At 63.8% G+C, this 20,296-nt stretch carries 14 protein-coding genes; 3 read left to right on the top strand and 11 right to left on the bottom strand.

Features of this window, described 5'->3' with window-relative positions:
• Positions 1 to 5: 5 nt before the first annotated feature.
• The 8 genes from SD72_RS11235 to SD72_RS11200 form a co-directional block, all read right to left on the bottom strand.
• Entirely contained in the window at positions 6 to 1,094 is a 1,089-nt protein-coding gene (locus SD72_RS11235; protein WP_042544553.1) for a C45 family autoproteolytic acyltransferase/hydolase, read from the bottom strand.
• Positions 1,091 to 2,641: an amidohydrolase gene (locus tag SD72_RS11230; protein WP_198141945.1), complete on the bottom strand. Its 1,551-nt coding sequence runs from the start codon at positions 2,639 to 2,641 to the stop codon at positions 1,091 to 1,093. The genes SD72_RS11235 and SD72_RS11230 overlap by 4 nt, the downstream gene beginning before the upstream one ends.
• Positions 2,642 to 2,750: 109 nt before the next feature.
• On the bottom strand, positions 2,751 to 3,809 hold the full coding sequence (locus SD72_RS11225) for an endo-type 6-aminohexanoate oligomer hydrolase (protein ID WP_052492631.1): 1,059 nt from the start codon (positions 3,807 to 3,809) through the stop codon (positions 2,751 to 2,753).
• A gap of 11 nt (positions 3,810 to 3,820) precedes the next feature.
• On the bottom strand, positions 3,821 to 4,498 hold the full coding sequence (locus tag SD72_RS11220) for an ABC transporter ATP-binding protein (protein WP_232299734.1): 678 nt from the start codon (positions 4,496 to 4,498) through the stop codon (positions 3,821 to 3,823).
• A gap of 92 nt (positions 4,499 to 4,590) precedes the next feature.
• Positions 4,591 to 5,448, bottom strand: a complete 858-nt coding sequence (locus SD72_RS11215; RefSeq protein ID WP_042544551.1) for an ABC transporter ATP-binding protein — start codon at positions 5,446 to 5,448, stop codon at positions 4,591 to 4,593.
• Positions 5,445 to 6,317 carry an ABC transporter permease gene (locus SD72_RS11210; protein ID WP_042544550.1) on the bottom strand — a complete coding sequence of 291 codons (873 nt, stop codon included), beginning with the start codon at positions 6,315 to 6,317 and terminating at the stop codon, positions 5,445 to 5,447. Before SD72_RS11210 ends, SD72_RS11215 begins: the two co-directional genes overlap by 4 nt.
• Positions 6,314 to 7,285, bottom strand: a complete 972-nt coding sequence (locus SD72_RS11205; RefSeq protein WP_042544549.1) for an ABC transporter permease — start codon at positions 7,283 to 7,285, stop codon at positions 6,314 to 6,316. The genes SD72_RS11210 and SD72_RS11205 overlap by 4 nt, the downstream gene beginning before the upstream one ends.
• A 5-nt stretch (positions 7,286 to 7,290) precedes the next feature.
• Positions 7,291 to 8,931, bottom strand: coding sequence for an ABC transporter substrate-binding protein (locus tag SD72_RS11200; RefSeq protein WP_042544548.1), 1,641 nt, complete (start codon positions 8,929 to 8,931; stop codon positions 7,291 to 7,293).
• Positions 8,932 to 9,160: 229 nt separating this feature from the next.
• Here SD72_RS11200 and SD72_RS11195 point away from each other — a divergent pair, with 229 nt between their 5' ends.
• Entirely contained in the window at positions 9,161 to 10,213 is a 1,053-nt protein-coding gene (locus tag SD72_RS11195; RefSeq protein ID WP_052492626.1) for a LacI family DNA-binding transcriptional regulator, read from the top strand.
• A 79-nt stretch (positions 10,214 to 10,292) separates the two neighbouring features.
• On the opposite strand, the gene SD72_RS11190 is transcribed toward SD72_RS11195, so the two are convergent.
• The 3 genes from SD72_RS11190 to SD72_RS11180 form a co-directional block, all read right to left on the bottom strand.
• Positions 10,293 to 11,507, bottom strand: coding sequence for an NADP-dependent isocitrate dehydrogenase (locus SD72_RS11190; protein ID WP_042544547.1), 1,215 nt, complete (start codon positions 11,505 to 11,507; stop codon positions 10,293 to 10,295).
• Between the two features lie 127 nt (positions 11,508 to 11,634).
• A complete protein-coding gene (locus SD72_RS11185; protein WP_042544546.1) occupies positions 11,635 to 12,702 on the bottom strand; it encodes an ABC transporter ATP-binding protein in 1,068 nt (355 codons plus the stop codon).
• Positions 12,703 to 12,955: 253 nt separating this feature from the next.
• Entirely contained in the window at positions 12,956 to 17,218 is a 4,263-nt protein-coding gene (locus SD72_RS11180) for an ExeM/NucH family extracellular endonuclease (RefSeq protein ID WP_052492625.1), read from the bottom strand.
• A 376-nt stretch (positions 17,219 to 17,594) separates the two neighbouring features.
• Here SD72_RS11180 and SD72_RS11175 point away from each other — a divergent pair, with 376 nt between their 5' ends.
• Positions 17,595 to 18,785, top strand: coding sequence for an ROK family transcriptional regulator (locus SD72_RS11175; protein ID WP_084767162.1), 1,191 nt, complete (start codon positions 17,595 to 17,597; stop codon positions 18,783 to 18,785).
• 109 nt (positions 18,786 to 18,894) lie between these two features.
• Complete coding sequence (locus SD72_RS11170; RefSeq protein ID WP_042544545.1) at positions 18,895 to 20,244, top strand: extracellular solute-binding protein; 1,350 nt, start codon at positions 18,895 to 18,897, stop codon at positions 20,242 to 20,244.
• Positions 20,245 to 20,296 lie beyond the last annotated feature (52 nt).

Below are 20,296 nucleotides of genomic sequence, written 5' to 3'. Positions count from 1 at the left end.
AGCAGTCAAGCGACGAGTTCGCGCCACGGGCCGCAGTCGGCGTCTGCCGGCGTACCATCGAGGACGCTGGCAGAGCGGGTCTGTGGGTCAAGGATCACCGTGGCAAGGCTCGCCCACCGCTGCCCGAACGGGCCACTCAGGTCAGGCAGACGCGTGACCGGCGCTTCCCCGGGCGCTGTGACCATCATGGGCAGCAGTTCAGCCGCAGTCGGCGGGAGCGGAGCTGCGCTCAGGCGACGAGTGAGAAGGGCAAAGCGGTCTCCTGACCCAGGTTGATAGTGAGTCTTCTCTTCGGCGGTGAAGCCTTCCGCGAGGAAATGATTCGTCCGCAGCAGGAAGCCACCGTCGGGGTGATGCTCGACGATTCCCCGCGGGGTAATGTCGAGGAGCGTGGCCGCACCGTCTGCGTCAAACAGCGCGAATGAGCCAGACGAGGTGATAGGGAGCGACCGGATCAGCTCGAGGGCGGCCGCAACGTTCGATGCGTTTGAGAGCACCACGAATGCGAGAATGTGCATCGGGATCCCCTCCGCACGGTCCAGCCTGTGCCCCAGCACGTTGTAGTGCAGCGCGAGACCCGCATCGTTGACGCCGATCTTCCCTAGGATGCCGTGCTCCGTGATCCCAACGAAGTCGCGAGCGGCTCCCCGCGCTTCGATCGTGTGCCAGAACTCGCTGAGCTCTACATGCCAGTCCCACGTCTGGATCCCGGTGACATTCCCGTCTGCTGGCACCCGGATGATCGTCGAGCATTCGCCGGGTGGCACAGTCGAGCTGCGAGCAAGAATCTCAGTTCGGGCATTCAGCGCAGCCACCTGCCACAGCGGTACGCCTGCACCAGCTGCGACACCGGCCAGCTCCGCGTACACCTCCGGCAAATGCGCCGCAATGGCTTCTAGGGTCTTCTCCGCGTCGCCGCGAACGGTGTCCATCGAGAGCCCGCCGCTGCGAAACAGCTCAAAATACACTCGAATCCCTGCGGCGATCTCGGCGGCGATCGCCTCTCCACGCGCTCTGCCCCGCAGGCTCGGGTCGGACTGCGAGTAGGCCACATGGCCCCTGTGGGCCGGCCTTGGGATTGTTCCTGCGTTCATTGCCATTCCTTCGTTTCGACTCGGACACCATCGATGTAGCGTGCCAATACTCTGTTGTGCGGTTGCGCCTCGGGAGAGAGCTCGAGCGGGTTGGCTTCGAAGACGACAAGGTCCGCAGCGGCACCCACTGCGATTTCGCCCGAGCGTCCCGTACGCCCCTCGGCTGCCGCAGGCGCTGAGGTCATCGCCGCGTAGGCTTGCTCAACCGACAGCGCCTGGCCAATGTTCATTGGGGCGTTCGAAGGCGCGTCAACTGCTCGACGCAGCTGCGCGTCGGCCAATCCAATGCGCGGGTCACCGACACCAATCGGCCAGTCCGAACTCACGACGAGTGTTGCCCCGTGGGCGAGGAGATCGGCGGCCCGCCACCCATCAGCTCGGCGCACATGCCCGATGCGCCGAGTCCAGGCGTCTGCACCGTTTGGTTCCATGAGCCGCGTTGCGTGCGTCGGCTGCATCCCCGCGACAACGCCCGTTTCCGCGAAACGCGCAAGCAGCGCATCAGGAATGGATTCGATGTGCTCAATCCGGTGAGGCGCGCCCGGAGCATGGCCGATCTCTGCAACGAGGTCGAGCACCCACGCAACCGCGCCATCACCGATGGCATGGGTGACTGTCTGGATACCTCGCTCGGTGAAGAACCGCATAGCCGCCCGGTATTGGGCGAGATCGCGCCAGAGCGGACGGTGATTTTCGCCCTCCGAGTCTGGCTCGGAAAACCACGCCGTTCCGTTCTCCCCTGTCCCGTCGAGCATGAACTTCACCCCGGCGACACACCACCGTCGGCCGCCGATACCCTGCAGTGCGGCCGCTTCCTCCCACGCTTCGATGCCTGAGTCAGCTGGGATAAGAGGGAAGACCCGCACTTTGAGGGGAAGATCCCCCACCCGCTCGAGTTCTTCGTAGAGAGCTTGGGAGGGGTCGTGGAAATCCAACGCGTGAATGGCCGTCAGTCCGCCCGCGGCGAGTTCTTCGAGCCCTGCTTGCAGGTGCCGCGCACGCTCCGTCAATGGAAGCTGCGGGCTCGTATCTGAATCCAGCACGAGATCCATGGCGCTGAGCTCCACGACCCATCCTGTTGGCCCGGCTGCATCCACCGCGATGCGTGAAGCATCGGGGAACGTCCGCTCTCCAGTGATACCCAAGTCGGCCAGCAGTGACGGGCTGACGACGAGCGAGTGCGCATCTCGCGCCATCAGCACGAGCGGCACACCTGGGAACCAGTGCTCAAGCATGCGGCCAGATGGATCCCCCGCAAAGATGTCGAGATCCAAGTCGTGGCCGTGCAACCACCTTCCTCGCTCGGTCGGCAGCTCTCCCGACAGTACAGCGCGAAGCTCCTCGAGCGAGCTCGCCGCCGCGAGCGAAACGCTGCTTCCTCGCTGCAATGAGCCCCACACCGGATGAACGTGTGTGTCGACGAGCCCAGGCAGTACGGTCGCGCCCGCGAAGTCATGAACAGCGGTGTGCTCATCGCACCACTCGGCGGCAACTTCGTCGCCGCCGAGTGCGACGATCTCCCCGCCAGCGATGGCGACGTGGGTCACACCCCGGTGATCCTCCGCAGTACCGGGGCTAACAAAAGCCGCTGCGCAAAGAATGGTCTCTGCTGGCGCACTCGCCTGCGGCTGTCTGGACGAGGTCATCAACGGCCGCTCACTTTGCTGCTTCGAGCAGCGCGTCCCACATCACTTCGGAGGCGATGGTGCCCAGCGCCGTCGCGTTTACGGACAGTGCACCGACCGAGGTGGCAGGCGACGCGGGAAGCGAGATCTCGTCGGTTGTCAGAGCGAAGAGGGTGTCCCCGTCCATGTCGGTGTGGAACGGCTGGATTCCTCTGTGCATTGAGCTGTGGATCTGCTTCGCAAACTGGTTCAGCTCGACATCGGTCATCTTCACATTGGTGATGATGGCGCTGATCGTCGTGTTCCCCGATTGTGTGACGGCAGGCACGCCCTTTGCCATGGCGTCGGCGTATTCGTAGACCGGGTGCCGCCGCGTTCCCGAAGCCTCGTCGTAATTTCCGCGAACGATGTTTCCCGCTCGATCCACGATAACTCCGACCGGATTCGGGATCACAACGGCGAGTACCCGGATGTCACCGATCTTTCGGAATGCCGCTCCCTGACCGGTCAGCTCCGCCCGCGACCAATCGACCTTGCCAGCGGAGGCAGTCATGCCCGCCCCCGCACGCCCCAGTGCGAACGCCCCCTCTGTGGCGGACTCAAGCGCCGCACGCCCGAGCGTAGCGTCCGGATACACCGCGGTATCCCGAGCTGAGAAGTCGTAAATAATGGCGGAGGAGACGAGCTGCAGTTGCGCAAAGCCCGTTGCGTGCTGCTGAGCCTCGAGCAGGGCCGCGCTGACGCCCGCGCCAGCCTCAAGCCCGTACACCGAGCCCCCGGCGAGGCAGATCGCGTGGTTCCAGCCGTAGCCTCCCGACAGTCCTACGGCACCACCTCGCGCATCTACTGCTGTTCGGGCCCCGGCAGGCACGTGGATGACCGTAGCCCCCGTCGGGCCTTCGTCGTAGTGAGCCGAGCCGATACGCACGCCGGGGAAGTCAAAGTGCAGGGTGTCACGCCCCTCACTCGTGCGCGGCGTCAGGCTCTCGAAATCAGCATTCCCAGGTCCCCCGAAAGCGGGCTTTCCCGCTAGCCGGGGTGCCGGATCCACAACGGTCTGCTGGCCTGCTTCGGTGAATGCGTAACTCATAATCTCTCCGTTCATAGCGCGGCAAGCAGCCGCTGCGAGTATTCGTGTTGTGGGGCGCGGAAGAATTCCGCAGTTTCCGCTGTCTCGACCAGATCGCCGCGGAACAGCACGGCCACCCGATCTGCAACCTGTTTCACCGCGCCAAGGTCGTGTGAAATGAAGAGCGCACCAAACTGGTGGTCGGCTTGCAACGTACGAATGAGCTGCAGGATCTGCGCTTGCACGGCAACATCGAGCGCGCTCACCGCCTCGTCAAACACGATGAACTGGGGCTCGGTGATCAGTGCTCGGGCGACTGACACTCGTTGCCGTTGCCCCCCGGACAGTTCATGCGGGTAGCGTTCGGCAAGGGCAGGGTCGAGCCCGACACGGTCGAGCAGATCCCGCACCCTGGCATGCTGCGCTTCTCGAGTGAGGCTCCGTCGCGAGACCGTAAGCGGCTCGCGAACCGACTCACCGATCTTGCGCCGCGGGTTCAATGACCATGCGGGGTGTTGCAATACGGCTTGGAGCTTTCCGGCCAACTGCCGTCTCCGCCGAGGGAAGGGGTTTCCGAGGATCTTCACCTCACCCGAGTCGGGTTTCTGCAAGCCGAGCGCAACGTTGGCACTCGTACTCTTACCCGACCCGGACTCGCCAACCAGGCCAAGGGTTTCTCCTGGTGCCACAGCCAACGTGATGTCGTTCATCGCGCGGATTGTACGGCGCGAGGCCCCGGCACCGGATTTGAAGGTAACGCTCACATTATTGATTTCCAGCACGTGTGCTGGCCGCACGTCAGTCATGCGTCGTTCTCACTTTCTTGGGGCGCCTCGGTGTTCGTGCCCGCCTGCTGTCGCTCCGCAGCCTGCACCTGTGGGATCGCTGCCACGAGCGCCCGCGTGTAGGCAGCGCTTGGCCGGCCCAGTACTTGCTCGGTCGGCCCCATCTCGACGATCTTGCCGAGCTGCATAACCATGACGCGCTCGCACCATCGACGCACAGCACCAAGGTCATGGCTGATCCAGATGAGGCTGGCGCCGCTCCGCTGCACCATTTCGACAAGGAGGGTGAGGATCTCGTCTCGCACCTGAGCGTCGAGTGACGCGGTGGGCTCGTCGGCGATGAGGATCCGAGGCTCCCTCGCCATCGCCATGGCGATGGCGACGCGCTGTGCCATGCCGCCAGAGAGCTCGTGCGGGAAGAGCCGGAGAACACGCTCCGGCTCGAGGATCTTGACGCTCTCCAGTAGGGCGATGAGTTCGACGGCGGTCGACGGCTTGTCCAGCTCGCGGAGGACAAGCTCAAGCTGACGTTTCACGCGCATTGTCGGGTTCAACGAAGCGATGGGGTCTTGCGGGATGAACCCCATGGATTCCTTCCGCAGTGCGCGGATGTCGGGTGCTGCTAGGGCGGCAACGTCCTTGCCGAGAACCGTGACTGTTCCCTGCGTGAGGTGGCAGACTCGGGGCAGCATTCTGCCGATCGCATTCGCCACCGTCGATTTTCCGGATCCGGACTCGCCGACAATCGCAAACAGTTCGCCAGGCATTACTTCGAAGGAGATGTCTTCGAGGGCCCGAGAAACTCCGAGTCTCGTGCGATACTCCGCCCACACACTTTCGAATTTCACAGCGGCGGTCTGCTTCATTCCGTTCATACCAGGCTCCTTGGTTCACGCGGGTCGAGTCGATCGCGAAGCGTGTCACCGATCACGTTGATCGCGAGGATCGCGAGGACAAGCACAGCTCCGGGCGCGAACAGCAGCCAGGGCGCCTGCGTCATGTATGCGCTTCCCTCCTGGATAAGGAGACCCAGCGAGGAGTGAGGAGGCTGGACTCCGTACCCCAGGAAGCTCAGCCCTCCCTCGACGAGAATTCCAACAGACAACGCGTACGTACCCTGCACTGCGATCGTTCCACTGATATTCGGCAGGAGGTGCCGGACGAGAATCATCGGTGCGGACACTCCGCTGATCTTGGCTGTCGTCACGAAGTCTCGCTGGCCTACCGCCGCGGCCGCCGTGCTCACCATTCGCGTCATCAGCGGAACGGTCACCAGGATGATGCTGGCGAGCGCAGCCGCCTGACCCGGCCCAAGCATGGCTGCGACGAGGATCGCCAACACGATCGAGGGGAAGGAGTAGAGCACGTCGACGACACGCATGATGATTTCGCGCGCTGCCCCACCCGCGTATCCGGCGATGAGTCCGAGCATCACGCTGATGGTAGCGGTCAAGAGAACTGCGATTGCAGAAACGACGAGGGTTGTGCCGATGCCCTCCAACAGTCTCGCGGCGAGCGATCGGCCAAGCGCGTCGCTTCCGAGAGGCAATGCTAGCGAGGGAGGTTGAAGCCTGCCCGCCACCATCTTCGAGGGGTCTCCGGCGAACGGAACGACAGCGGCAACCACTGCGGCGAGCGCGATGAGACCAAGAACTCCCACCGCCGCGTCGAACAGCCAGTCGCGTGGCGGCCGATGCTTCCGCGCACGCTTCTTCAGCGGAAGAGTAAACGAGTAGGTCGTCATGCGCTTGCCTTTCCTCGGAACTTCACCCGCGGGTCAATGGTGCTCGTCACTAGGTCTAGAACAAGGCTGACGGTGATGAACAGGGCAGCGTTGAACAGCACCGTGGCTTGGACGACTGCGAAGTCACGTCTTCCGAGACCCTGGACCATGTAGGACCCAAGGCCCGGCAGGTTAAAGATCCACTCAACGATGACGGAGCCGCCAAGGAGGTACGCGGTGATCGTTGCGAGCAGCGTCAATATGGGCACCCCCGCGTTTCGGAGAATGTGGTGCCGAATAATATGCCTTGGGGACTCGCCCCTCGCAACAGCCGCACCAATATGAGGTTCGACCAGCACGTTCAGCACCGCGTCCCGAGTTGTGCGGGCCGTGGCCGCGATGGTGAACACGGAAAGCACCATGGCTGGAAGGAGCAACGCACTCAGGGTACTTCCGAAACTCATACCGATATCCGAGAACCCTCCGACCTGTAGTCCGACGGTGAGCCGAGACACCACGAACAGCACCACCGTGCCGAGGACGAATTCGGGGAGGCTGATGCCCAGGCCAGAGATCAGGCGACCGAACGCGCCTGCCTTCGTTCCGCTCGAACGCACTCCGGCCCAGATGCCAAGCGGGATACCGATGAGGAGGGTGAACAGGAGCGCCAGTCCGGAGAGCAGCGCCGTGAGCGGGATCCGCTGCGCAATCTCTGTAAGGACAGGCGCCTTGCTGGCGACGGAGATCCCCAGATCGCCCTGCAGTACCTTGCCGATCCAGGCCAAGTACTGCACCATGATCGGCTGATCGAGGCCGTACTCCGCTGCAAGCTGGGCCTTTTGTTCTGGTGAAGCGAGCGGCCCGAGCAGAATGTCCTCGATGCTACCTGGCATCAGTCGCATTGCCGCGAAGATGAGAATTGAGACGCCGAGGAGGGTGAGCAGCGAGCTTGCCACCCTCCCGGCGGACCAACGTAGGGTCTGGAGCATCCTACTTACTTCCCGGTGAGGCGATAGTCGGTGATGTTACGGAGCAGGTCACCGTATCCCTCGTTGGATTGGATTGTCGGGTCCACGGACCCGCTATTGAATCCGATGATGGATGGGCGGTGCACAAGTGGCACCATTTCGGAGTACTCATCAGCGGTGGCGCACAACCGTGTAAAGATCTCGGCTCGCTCACTCGGTTCCTGTGCTGCGGCTCCCGCGGCGATGAGCTCGTTCAAATCGTCGTGGCTCCCCGCGAACCCGTCGCTAAACCGCGAGATTGAGGGGTTCCACCACTGCGTAACCGAGGAAGTGTCGACATAGCCCGCGAACCACCCAATGGCGAGATCGAAGTTGCCTGGCTTCGTCGTGAACACGCGGTTGTTGTATGTCGCGCCGTCATACTGCTCAATTTCGGTGGTGACCCCGATTTCCGCAAGCTGTTGCTGGATCAGCTGAGCAATCTGTGTCAGAACGGGCTCGTCGGTGTAGACGAGCATCTTGAGCGGCTCACTTCCCAACTCTGCAGCCTCGATCACAGACTTTGCCTTCGACACATCGGTCGTTGCAGAGGGCAGCCCTGTCGGGTCGCAGGCGCCGGGTAGCGTCGATGGGGTGACGCCTGTTGGGGACGTCGTTCCCGCGAACACGATGTCAGCGATCGCCTGCCTGTCAATTGCTGCGTTGATCGCGAACCGCACATCCTGCTGCTCGAGCGGCGAACCCGGTCGTTGGGAGTTCAGCAGCACGTAGTAGTAGTCGCTCTGCAGCTGGTTGACCACGGAAACACCCGCGGCTCCCTGCATCTGTGTGAGCGAATCGACGCTCACAAAGTTGGTGAGACCCGCGCTCCCCTCGCGAAGGGACGCCTGGCGGGTCGTTTCCTGCTTCACGATTTGGAGCTCGAGCTCCTTCACATCGAAGTTGTCTCCGCCGCGCCAGTTCGTGTTGCTCGTAAAGAGCCACTTCGTGTCTTGCTTGTGTTCTTCGACCACGAAGGGGCCAGTGCCGAGCATCTCCTTGGTCACGTCAACGCTGCCATCTTCAATCTCTGCCATCGGCAGAATCGCCGCCGGAGTGTTCGCCAGTGCGGCGAGGAACGGCGCATGAGGGGAGGCGAGTCGCACGGTCACCTCGTTGGGTGCGGTCTCTTCGACGCTCTCGACGGGTCCCAGCTGCCCGGTCCAGATACTTGGGGTTTTGAGGAGCCGGTTGATACTGCCAACGACGTCCGCCGGAGTGAGGGCGCGTCCGTTCGAAAACTTGGCGTCGGTGTCCAGTGTGAACACGTAGGTTGTCGGGTCGGGCTGGCTCCAGGCCGTCGCGAGCTCGGGCTGGATCTCAAAGTTCTCGTCAACGGTGACGAGGGTCTCGTAGACCAAACCCATGATCATCCACGAGCGTGCCGCCTCAGCAGGTTGCGGATCGAGACCCTGAACCTCCGCGGTGTCGTAGTCCAGCTGCACCGTGAGCTTGCCAGGATTTTCGGCATCGCCTCCCGCCTTGGCGAGGAAGCCTGGCGCGACTTCGGCCTGAGGCCCCGAGCTGACGTCACCGCTGGCGGCAGCACAGGATGAAAGCGCAAGCGAAGCGACCACGGCGGCGGCTATCGCGACACCACGGAGTCGCCTGAAGTTATTTGGCACCATTTGTATCTCCTTTGACATTCACTGGGCGTTCCTACCGTCACTCCACCGAGGAACAGTGCACGGCTACTGAAGTAGATTATAGATTTAAAACGTTTTAAACAAACGGGGAATGTAACGATATTATTACGGAGCCTGTCCGTCTCCGGTTCCCTGCGCCCCGCGTCGGAGTGCAACGCACGAGTGAACCACCCGCGTGCACCGGCGACGCTAAACGGCCTATGCTGAGAACGTGCTCCCGGGAAATAAGCGACCTACGATCAAGGACGTTGCGGCCGCAGCAAAGGTATCCCCCGCCACGGTGTCCCTCGCCCTCAACAGCAAGGGTGGCGTCAGCGAGACAACGGCCGAGCGCGTCCGCGAGATCGCGCGCGACATCGGGTACACCCCCAACGCACTTGCTCGAGGCCTGCAGCGTTCAAGCATTGGCATGATCGGCCTCGTTATTCGCCCACTCGACACGCTCGAGAGCTTTCTCCCGGCTGGCGTGGATTTCTTCCTACGCCTGACCGGCGCTGCATCACTCGCGGCGCTGGAGCGTGGCTACACGCTCATGCTCGTCACGGATCCGTCAAAGCCAGACTCACCGTTGAGCGCACTGGCCGCTGATGCCTACATCGTGACAGAACCGCACGAGAACGACCCCGTGCTCACCATGTTGGCCGGAGAGAGAATTCCGTTCGTCACCATCGACCATGACCCGGCCCGACCCGACGCGTTCCCCGCCTTTCGAGCACGCGCCACAAACCAGGTGCAGACCATGCTGGCGCATCTCGTGGAAGCCGGCGCACAGCGGGTGGCGCTCGTTACCGGCACTGACCCCAACGCTTGGAATATTGAGTCGCGTGATGAGTATCTCAAGTGGTGCGCAGCCTCGGGACGCTCACCCCAACTTCTCTCCTACCCCGAGACGGCTGGCTCGGCTGTCGGAGATGACGTCATCGATGCCCTCTTCGGCGCGTCCCCAACGCTGCCGCTAAGCAGCCCGGCGCCAGACGCGATCTTCTGTCTCACCGGCCGCCATGCCGCAGGCGTAACCGAGGCCGCCATCGCCAGGGGAATCCGAGTGCCAGAAGACCTGCTCGTTGCTGGTGGCTCCGGGGCCATCATCAATCAGACTTCAAAACCGACTGTCACCACATTCGACCTGCAGCCAGAGGCAGTGGGTGCGCTCGCGGTCGATGCCGCAGTGAAGCTAGCCGAACGCAAGCCGCTAGAGGGACCACTTGAGTCTCCCCCGGCCCTCATTCAAGTCCGTGAATCGACGACGCGCAGCCAACACTAGGGGCCAAGAAACACAGGAGGGGGCCGGTGCGTGAAGCACCGACCCCCTCCTGTTCGCTCAGCAATCGAGCGCTGTCACCTTAGGCGAGGCGAGCCTGCAGGTTCTCGTCGATCGACGCGAGGAATTCCTCGGTCGTCTGGTAGCCCTGCTCAGGACCAACGAGAAGCGCGAGATCCTTCGTCATCTTGCCCGACTCAACGGTCTTGATGACGACGTCCTCAAGCGTGTGCGAGAACTCGATGAGCGCCTGGTTGTTGTCGAGCTTGCCGCGGTGCGCGAGCCCACGGGTCCACGCGAAGATCGACGCAATCGGGTTCGTCGAGGTCGGCTTGCCCTGCTGGTGCTGACGGTAGTGGCGGGTCACGGTGCCGTGAGCTGCCTCTGCCTCAACGACCTTCCCGTCTGGCGTTGCCAGCACGGAGGTCATGAGGCCGAGCGAGCCGAAGCCCTGAGCCACGGTGTCCGACTGGACGTCACCGTCGTAGTTCTTGCATGCCCAGACGTAGCCGCCCTCCCACTTCATGGCCGATGCGACCATGTCGTCGATGAGGCGGTGCTCGTAGGTGAGGCCAGCAGCCTCGAACTGCTCCTTGAACTCCGTGTCGAAGATCTCCTGGAAGATGTCCTTGAAGCGGCCGTCGTACGCCTTGAGGATGGTGTTCTTCGTCGAGAGGTAGACGGGGTAGTTGCGCGAGAGGCCGTAGTTCAGCGAAGCGCGAGCGAAGTCAACGATCGACGCGTCGAGGTTGTACTGCACCTGTGCGATGCCGTCGCCAGGCGACTGGTAGACCTCGAACTTCTGCGGCTCGCCACCGTCCTTCGGAGCGAACTCGACGGTGAGGGTGCCCTCGCCTGCGAAGCGGAAGTCGGTTGCGCGGTACTGATCGCCAAACGCGTGACGGCCAATGATGATCGGCTTGTTCCAGCCGGGCACGAGGCGCGGGATGTTCGAGATGATGATTGGCTCGCGGAAGATCACGCCACCGAGGATGTTGCGGATCGTGCCGTTGGGGCTCTTCCACATCTTCTTCAGGCCGAATTCTTCGACGCGCGCCTCGTCAGGGGTGATGGTCGCGCACTTCACGCCAACACCGTGCTTCTGGATCGCGTGCGCCGCGTCGATCGTGACCTGATCGTCGGTGGCGTCACGGTGTTCCATGCCGAGGTCGTAGTACTCGAGTGTGAGGTCGAGATAGGGGTGGATCAAACGATCCTTGATGAACTGCCAGATGATGCGTGTCATCTCGTCGCCGTCGAGCTCAACGACGGTGCCTTCAACCTTGATCTTCGCCAACGTAACTCCCTGTTTCAACGATCAGATTTCCGCGTTCCAGTCTAGCCGATCCCTGATGTTTATCTCGACGTCAAGATAACATCAGGGGTGAGAAGCCTGAAAATCTCGGAGACTACTGGGGTTACGCCTAGAGGCGGCCGCCGCTCGCGGTGTCGAAGACATGCAGGTGGTCGGTGTTCGGAACGAGCGTGACGGTCGCGCCCGCCTGCGGGTGATTGCGCCCGTCGACGCGCGCGACGATCTGCGACCGCGCCTCATCGGTGGTGTGACCGTAGAGGTAGCCGTCAGCACCGAGCTCCTCGACGAGGTCGATCTGCACCTCGATCCCAGCCTCGCCCGCGGCAGCAATCACGAGATCCTCCGGGCGGATCCCGACCGTGACCGCGCTTGGGCCCGCACCCTGCGCGGCGACGGGGACGACGAGTGAGCCGAACTGCACCCCGTTCGCGGTGAGCGTCGTCGGGAGCAGATTCATTGCCGGCGATCCGATGAAGCCAGCAACAAACACGTTCACCGGAGTTTCGTACAGCTCGCTTGGGGTGCCAACCTGCTGCAGGATGCCGTCCTTGAGCACCGCGATCCGGTCGCCCATGGTGAGCGCCTCCGTCTGATCGTGCGTGACGTAGACGGTTGTGACGCCGAGGCGCCGCTGCAGCGAGGCGATCTGCGTGCGGGTCTGCACACGCAGCTTCGCGTCAAGGTTTGACAGCGGCTCGTCCATGAGAAATACGCGCGGCTGGCGCACGATCGCACGGCCCATCGCGACGCGCTGACGCTGGCCTCCGGAGAGCGCCTTCGGCTTGCGGTCGAGGTAGTCCTGCAGGTCGAGCAGCTTTGCTGCCTCGAGCACACGGGCCGCGCGCTCGTCTTTCGAGACACCGGCGATCTTCAGAGCGAAGCCCATGTTCTCTGCGACGGTCATGTGCGGATACAGCGCATAGTTCTGGAACACCATCGCGATATCGCGATCCTTCGGCGCAACGTCGGTAACGTCTGCGTCACCGATGAGGATCCGGCCGTCGTCAACCTCTTCGAGGCCGGCGAGCATGCGCAGCGTGGTCGATTTCCCGCAACCGGACGGGCCGACGAGCACAAGAAACTCGCCGTCTTCGATGTCGAGGCTGAGCTGGTCTACTGATGGCCGGTCAGTGCCGGGGTAGACGCGAGTAATGCCTTCAAACGTGACTGATGCCATGATTTCCTCCACCGGCAGGTACGTGCCGGACGATCCGTAGTGGAATGACGGCAGATTCCTCCACCGCTGCCCGTCATTGGGCATCGCCAGGCTAGCACAGCGCATCTCGGCCTCCGGCTGGCGTCCGCAGCCTGTCCAGCGCCGTGAAACGGCGGATCGCCCGCCGCCTCCGTGATGGAGGCGACGGGCGATCCGCACGCGGAAGTGGCGCAGTCGGGCAGCACTGGAGTGCCACAGCGACTGAGCGCCTCACTCACTCCGCTGGCTGCGCCTCCCGGCGCCGCGCAACGAGGAGGAGTCCGGCGCCGAGTGCGAGCAGCGCAATCGTTGCCGCTGCCAGCCAGGCGATCTCAGCGCCCGTCTCAGCGATACCGCCCTGATGTCCGCTGTCGCCGAGCCCACTGCCCGGGCCTGTACCCGTGCCGGGTCCGCCTGTCTCAGGCGTCTCGGTACCCGGTCCACCGGTCTCGGGGTTCTCCGTTCCGGGCTCACCAGTCTCCGGCGTCTCACCCGAGCCGTCGGCAACCGTGATCGGGAGTGATGTGCGCGTGAACCCGTCGCTCGTCACGATCTCGATGTGCGTCACACCGCTCAGGCCAGCCGGAATCTTGAACGTGAGGGTTGCACGCCCGGCCTCATCCCAAGCATCCACGACGGCCGGGTCGACTGGCGCGCTCGCGACGCTCGTGTCGCCGATCATCGCCGCGACCGTTTCCGGTGCGCGCTCTCCCGCGGAGAACGCGAGCGAGCTGAGCTCGATGGTGACCTCGTCACCCTCGGCATACTCGCTGCCACTCTTGGCAACTGCCGCCCGAGCCGCGGTGTCGGCCGAAGCCCCTGCCGCCGGCGGCGCGCTGAGCTGCACGCCAACCGCGCGCTTCGCAACGTCAGGCGTCGCCTCCTTGTTGATCGCAAACCACTCGACCATCGACTGCAGGTCGGAGCGGCCTGAATCCTTGCGATCCGTCCCGTCCCTGAACGTCAAGAAGTTGTCGCCGCCACCGGCAAGGAAGCCGTTCGCCGCAACCGTGTAGGAGGCTTCGAGATCGAGCGGCTTTCCGTTCAGCGTGATCGCCGTGATGTGTGAGCCGCGCGCAGCCTTCGGGTCGTAGTGGTAGCTAAGCCCCTCGGAGAGGCCGAGCTTGAGGAACGGCCTCGCCGATCCCTCAGGCTGCCACTGCTCCTCGAGCACACGCTTCACCTGCGCGCCAGTCAGCGATACGGTGACGAGCGGGTTCGCGAACGGCTGCACGGTTGCCGCCTCGCGGTAGGTGACGTTGCCGTTCGGGTCGCCCTCGCCACTCGACGCGTACGTGAGGTTGGCGCGGATCCCGCCCGGGTTCATGAGCGCGATGTCTGCACCGGTCGACCACATGTGCACGTCCGCGACAAAGTTGCCGATGGTCGACTCACCGCCACGGTTCTCAGTTTTGCCGTCGCTCTGCAGCGCACGGTTAAAGTCTCCCGTGATCGCTCCAACAGAGACGCCACCGAGCACATCTGCCTCAGCTTTCGCTGCGTCGACGACGGCCTGCACCTCGGTGTCGGCCGGGTAGCGCGGCTTGCCATCGACGACGAGCGGCTTGATCTCGTTCTTGATTGACAGCAGCTGCTTCGTTTCCCGGTCGACCTGCAGGTTCATGAGGCCAAGGTTCTCCCCATACTGCCCTGCTGAGACGACGGGCCGGCCGTCAATGACGTGGTTGTATGCGAGGTGGGTGTGGGCCGAAACAATCGCATCGACGTCGTCCCCAACCCCGTACACGATCTTGCCGAGCTGCGACGCTGGTGTGATGCTCGCGACCTCAGTCGTCGATGCGCCCTCATGCACGAGGAGGATGATCACGTCCGCCTCGCCGTTCTTGGGGTCGCCGTCCTTGAGCGCCGCGGCCGCAGTGTTGACGGACTCGGCGACGCTGCGCACCTCAAGATCCTTGATGCCCTCGGGGGACACGAGCGAATCAAGATCCTCGGTGACCGCGCCGACGAAGCCGACCCGCACACCGTCAACCTCACGCACCCATGACGGTGCGAGCGCGGGCTCGCCCGTCTCGGTCAGGAACACGTTGGACGAGATGTACTCCCAGTCCGCGCGGTCCTGCACGCGGTCACGCAGGTCTTCCCATCCCTCATCGAACTCGTGGTTGCCCGCAGCGCTCACGTCAAGCCCAGCAAGGTTGAGCGCGTCGATCGTTGGCTCGTCCTTCTGGATAAATGAGGTGAACGTCGACGCGCCAATGAGGTCGCCAGCGCCGGCAAAGATGAGGTTCGGGTTGCTCTTCCTGAACTCTGCGACCGCACCAGCGATCACCGCGGCTCCCGCGGCCTTTCCGTCGGCTTCGATGCGGCCGTGGAAGTCGTTGATCGTTGCAACGTCGATGCTCACCGGCTGCGACTCAGCGGTCACTCCGACAATGATCGGGTCGTGATCGCTCGCGCGGAACGGGGTCCCTGGCTCTGCGGCACGGAACGCATAGCCACGGTCGCCCCACTCTGCAGCATTCGCTCCCCAAATCGCTGCGCCAGCAACTGATCCGGCCAGCGACGGCGAAGCAATGACGTGGTCGAGCGAGCCGAGCTCGCCGTTGAAGCCGTAGCTGTACTGACCAGCTGCGTGTGCGGCGGCCGTGTCGACCCAGCCGCGGGATGTGAACTCGAAAATCGGGTCTTCCTGGCTGTACGCGTTGAAGTCGCCGACGAGGAGCATGTCCGTGCTGCCCGAGCGCTCCTCGAGCGTCTGCGTGAACTGCAGCAGCGACTTCGCCTGCGCAACGCGATCCGCGTTGAAGTGCCCCTGACCGTCCGCCGGCTCGGCGCCGGAACCCGACTTCGACTTGAAGTGGTTCGCGACGACCGTGACAGTGCGCCCGCCGATGTCGAAGGCCTGAGCGATCGGCTCGCGTGCGTTCCCCCACACGGCCTCGTCGATGATGGTGGCGCTCTCCTTCTTCGGCGTCACCTCATCCTTCTTGTAAATAATCGCGTTGGTGATGAAGTCGGTCTTGGCCGGGTCGTGCAGCACCTTGGGCGTAGGCACGTACGCCCACACCGCGCTGCCAGCGTCTGCGTTGAGGCCGTCGACGAGGTCCGCAAGCGCGGAGTCGACAGGCGCCCCGAACTTCACCGAGTTCTCGACCTCCATGAGGCCGACGATGTCTGCGTCGAGCTGGTTGATCGCCGAAACGATCTTCGACTTCTGCGTCGCGAACTGCTGTGCGTCGACCGCGCCGCGCGCATCCTTGTTGTCGTTCTTCAGCGTGGTGAAGTAGTTGTAAACGTTGAACGCTGCGACGGTTGCGTCTCCCGCAACCTTCGGAGCGGCCTGGCGGGAGTTCTTCTCGTTGAACGTCACCCGCTCCGAGCTCGGCGCGGTGCTATCGAGAGGACGCACCGGCTGCAGCCGCCACTCATCGAAGCCGTACTGGAGCACAAAGCTGCGGTCCGTGAAGTTCACGGTGTCGCCGGTGCGCACGACCGTGTCCGCGGTGAAGTACGGCTGATCCCCTGGGTGCGCCGCATTGCTCACCTGGATTGAGTAGCCATCGTCGAGCAGGATCCGGCTCTCGCGGTTCGCCTGTGCGATCTTTGTCGCTTCGGCCCCCGGGCGGGCGAGTTCGGTGTTCTTCACCTGTGGGGCGCCGGGGCTCAGCCACAGCGCTCCGAAGTTGTGGAGCTGGTGGCTCGACGCGACGAAATAGTCACCCGTTGGCGCCACGAGCATGTTCTCGTATGGCTCACGATCCGCTCCGACAATCGAGTCTGGAAGCGGGGTTGCCTTCGGCAGGCCTACCTCCTGCTCGACAAGCTCCACGTCGCCCACCTGAGCCGGGGCGATCTGGGTCTGGCCGAAGTACTCGCTCACGACGCCCGTCACGGAGACAAGGTCGCCGATTTCGCCAGGTACGTTCTTGCCGGCAAGGTGGACAAAGATTCCGTCTGACGCGGTACGCGGCTCGGCAGACTCGCCCCCGCTGCCCGGTGTCTGGATGACGATTCCTGCGTACCCACCCGTGCGGTGGTCGGCGGTGATGACGCCCTCGACCTGTACCGTCTGACCGACGAACGGCGAGACGTCTGTGGTGCCCTGCACTTCGGCGATGCTGCGCTGCCCGGCCTGCTGCGCGGCAGCACGCTGGCCTGCGGCATCGGCGGCGTCACCCTCTGGGGACTGCGTGGCTCCGCTGCCGGGTTCGGCGTCGCTGCCAGGCTCAGTTTCCTGCGCAGCGCCCAGGTCAGTTTGTGGCGCCGCTCCGGGTTCGGCGCCGTCGGCACCGGATCCGTCAACGTTGGCACCGTCAACGTCAGCGCCGAGCTGCTGTTCGCCCGCTGTGGCGCCGCTGCCGCCTGCATTGCCCTCGATGACGACCGCAGCGCTGCTGTCTGGTGTGGCAATGGCCGGGCCGGTCCCTGCTGCGCCGAGGCCGAGCGCGACGAGGGCGGTTACGGCTACTGTCTTCGCGCGGGTACTTCTTCGGAAGAAGGATTCACCCGTTCGCTTGCCAGGGTCTGACTTCATGAATGCTGCGCTCCTCGGTGGTGAGACATCGGTGGTGAGACATCGGTGTGTCTGGCGTTCCAGACCATTCCGGTTGCGCGCGCGACAGTGAGCCGCGCGGGCATCCTCAGAAAGTTTAGGGAGCGTGAGCGCGGCGCTCTAGTCGCTTTACCGAAGCGACACCTTGTCGTAACTGCTTCCGGTGCCGCGGCGTGCGCGCGCTCGCGGCGCGCCGCGTGTGCCAGCCTCACTCGGCACCTCGTTTCAGTTCGTTCGCGCGTTACCCCCTGTTCACCGCGGGAAAACCGGCGGCCTTGGCGTGTTGCCCGAGTATTTGTGTGAAAAAAGTTCGCCGTTGGGCTTGCGTTTATTTAGTTCATTAGCTTTACTAACCAATATGAAGCACGTAACGACGCGTTCCGCGGATACGACCGCATGGTCGATTAACCCGCGTCGTGCCCGCGATCTGCGCGTCGCGGCGAAAGCAACACCAGGGGACACCAAGCAGCACAACCGGACCCTCGTGCTTCAGACGCTGTACATTTCCGGGCCACTGAGCCGCGCTGACATCGCACGCGCGACCGAGCTGACAAAGGTCACCGTTTCCGGCCTCGTCGCTGAGCTCATCGTCGAGGGCCTCATCCACGAGCTCGGCCAGCAAGAGTCGCACCGCCCAGGGAAGCCCGCGACACTCGTTGACCTCGCTCGATCCGCTCACGCCGTCATAGCGCTCGACCTCTCTGACGACCAGTTGCTCCGCGGAGCCGTGATCGACCTCGCTGGCCACACGCTCGCGCGGGCAGAGACCCCGCGCGCGGACCAGGAGGGGCTTGCGGTCACCGGAGACGCAGCGTGCGAACTCGTTGCCGAGCTCGCGCTGACCCTCCTCGCGGCAAGCCCCCTCCCCCTGCTTGGCCTCGGCGTCGGCACCCCCGGCGTCGTTGACGATGAGGGGATCGTGCGCGTGGCCCCGAACTTCGAATGGGAGGGATTGCCGCTCAGGAGGATCCTCACCGAACGAACCGGCCTGCCAACGACCGTCGGCAACGACGCAAACGTCGCAGCCCTCGCCGAATACAGCTTCGGTGACACCAGCGAGGACTTCGTGCTCGTACGGATCGGCTACGGCGTCGGCGCCGGGCTCATCCTCGGCGGGCGAAGCGTTCAGGGCAGCAAGTTTGCCTCTGGCGAGATTGGCCAGGTCATGGTGGGCACCGATCTCGGCATCGACGCCCCCTACGCGCGCCAGCAGGTGCTCGAGCACTGGCTCTCCGTCCCCACCCTCTCGCGCGCGCTCGCGAACGCGGGACCTGGGCACCGTGAAGACGTGCTTCGCGAGGCAGGCAACCGCCTCGGGGTCGCGCTCGCCCCGGTCATCGGCATGCTCAACCTCGCAGAGATCGTCCTTTCCGGCCCGCCTGACCTGGTCAACGGGACGCTCGCAGACGCCGCACTGGAGATCCTCCAGCGTCGCACCATGCCGGACTCCCACGACACGCTTGTCATCCGCGCAAGCAGTCAGGGCGAGGACCTCATCCTCCGCGGGGCAACCGCCGCGGTGCTGCGCGATCGGCTAGGCGTCGGCTAGCCCGTAACGCACACCCCACCACCAGACCAACTGACCACCACACGTATCGATGAAGACACGAAACAGCGACTCGGCCCAGGCCGGTTCGCACACCGAAAGGAAAGCAACCATGAAGAGAAAGCTCGTAGGCCTCGCGGCCGCAGCGATGGCTTCGACGCTCGTCCTCGCAGGCTGCGGCTCGGCTGCGCCGGGAGGCGACGGCGGAGACAACTCCGATAAGACCCTCACGATGTGGGTCATCGGCGGCGACACCCCACCAGAGCTCCGTGACTACCTCACTACCGAGTTCAAGGAGGAGACGGGTGCGACCCTGAAGATCCAGGAGCAGGGCTGGGGAGACATCATCACCAACCTCACGACCAAGCTCCCCGATGAGAAGAACACCCCGGACGTCACCGAGATCGGCAACACGCAGTCGCCCGCGTTCACGAACGCTGGCGCATTCCTCGATATCAGCGACATGTACGAGGAGCTCGGCGGCAGTGACCTGCTCCAGTCCTTCGTCGAGGTGGGTGCCGTCGACGGCGCGAACTTCACACTCCCCTACTACTTCGGCTCGCGCTACACCTTCCTCCGCAAGGACGTCTGGGACGCAGCAGGCCAGAGCATCACGCCCGCAACGCTCGACGAGTTCAACGCGTCGGTGAAGGCGATCACTGAGGCGAACCCGAAGGGGATCGACAACTTCTCAGGATTCTTCCTTGGCGGCCAGGACTGGCGCGATGGCATCTCCTGGATCTTCGCCAACGGCGGCGAGATCGCCGAGTTCAAGGACGGAAAGTGGGTCGCGACCCTCGATTCGCCCGAGGCACTCAAGGGCCTCGAGCAGCTGCAGGATCTCTACAAGAACGTGTCGTTCGCACCGAATGACATGAAGGACGCGAATCAGTACCAGTTCCTCAACGACTCGGATGAGGTCAAGGACGAGGACGGGAACGTCACCGACGACCTGTCGCTCGCGGCCGCAACGATCATGGCTCCGGGCTGGGCACACTGGTCAATTGGTGACCTCGTGAAGGATGACAAGGGCGAGCCCGTCCGCGAGTGGAACGACGACACCTTCGCGACACTGGTTCTCCCCGGTAACGACGGCAAGCCAGCTCCCGTATTCGCTGGCGGCTCGAACATTGGCATCTCAGCGAAGACGCAGAACCCCGAGCTCGCCAAGGATCTCCTCCGCATCATCTACTCCAAGGAGTACCAGACGATGCTCGGCGAGAAGGGCCTCGGCCCGGCAAACTCGAAGTACGCTGATTCGCTCGGCGACGACCAGTTCGCGAAGGCGCTCATCGAGTCGGCATCGAACTCGAAGCTCACCCCCGCAGCACCGGGCTGGGCCGCCATCGAGTCGAAGAACATCATGGAAGAGTTCTTCGCGCAGATCCGTGACGCAAGCGACCTCAAGGCACTCGCCGTTGAGACCAACGCAAAGCTCGACGGCCTGCTCAACCAGCAGTAACGTCTGAACTGGGGCCCGCGCACCGCGTCAGTCGGAGCGCGGGCCCCACCCA

The sequence above is a fragment of the Leucobacter komagatae genome, assembly GCF_000834055.1.
Classification (GTDB): Bacteria; Actinomycetota; Actinomycetes; order Actinomycetales; family Microbacteriaceae; genus Leucobacter; species Leucobacter komagatae_A.
Note: the sequence above shows the minus strand (reverse complement) of the source record. Positions and strands in the feature narration are given on the sequence as shown.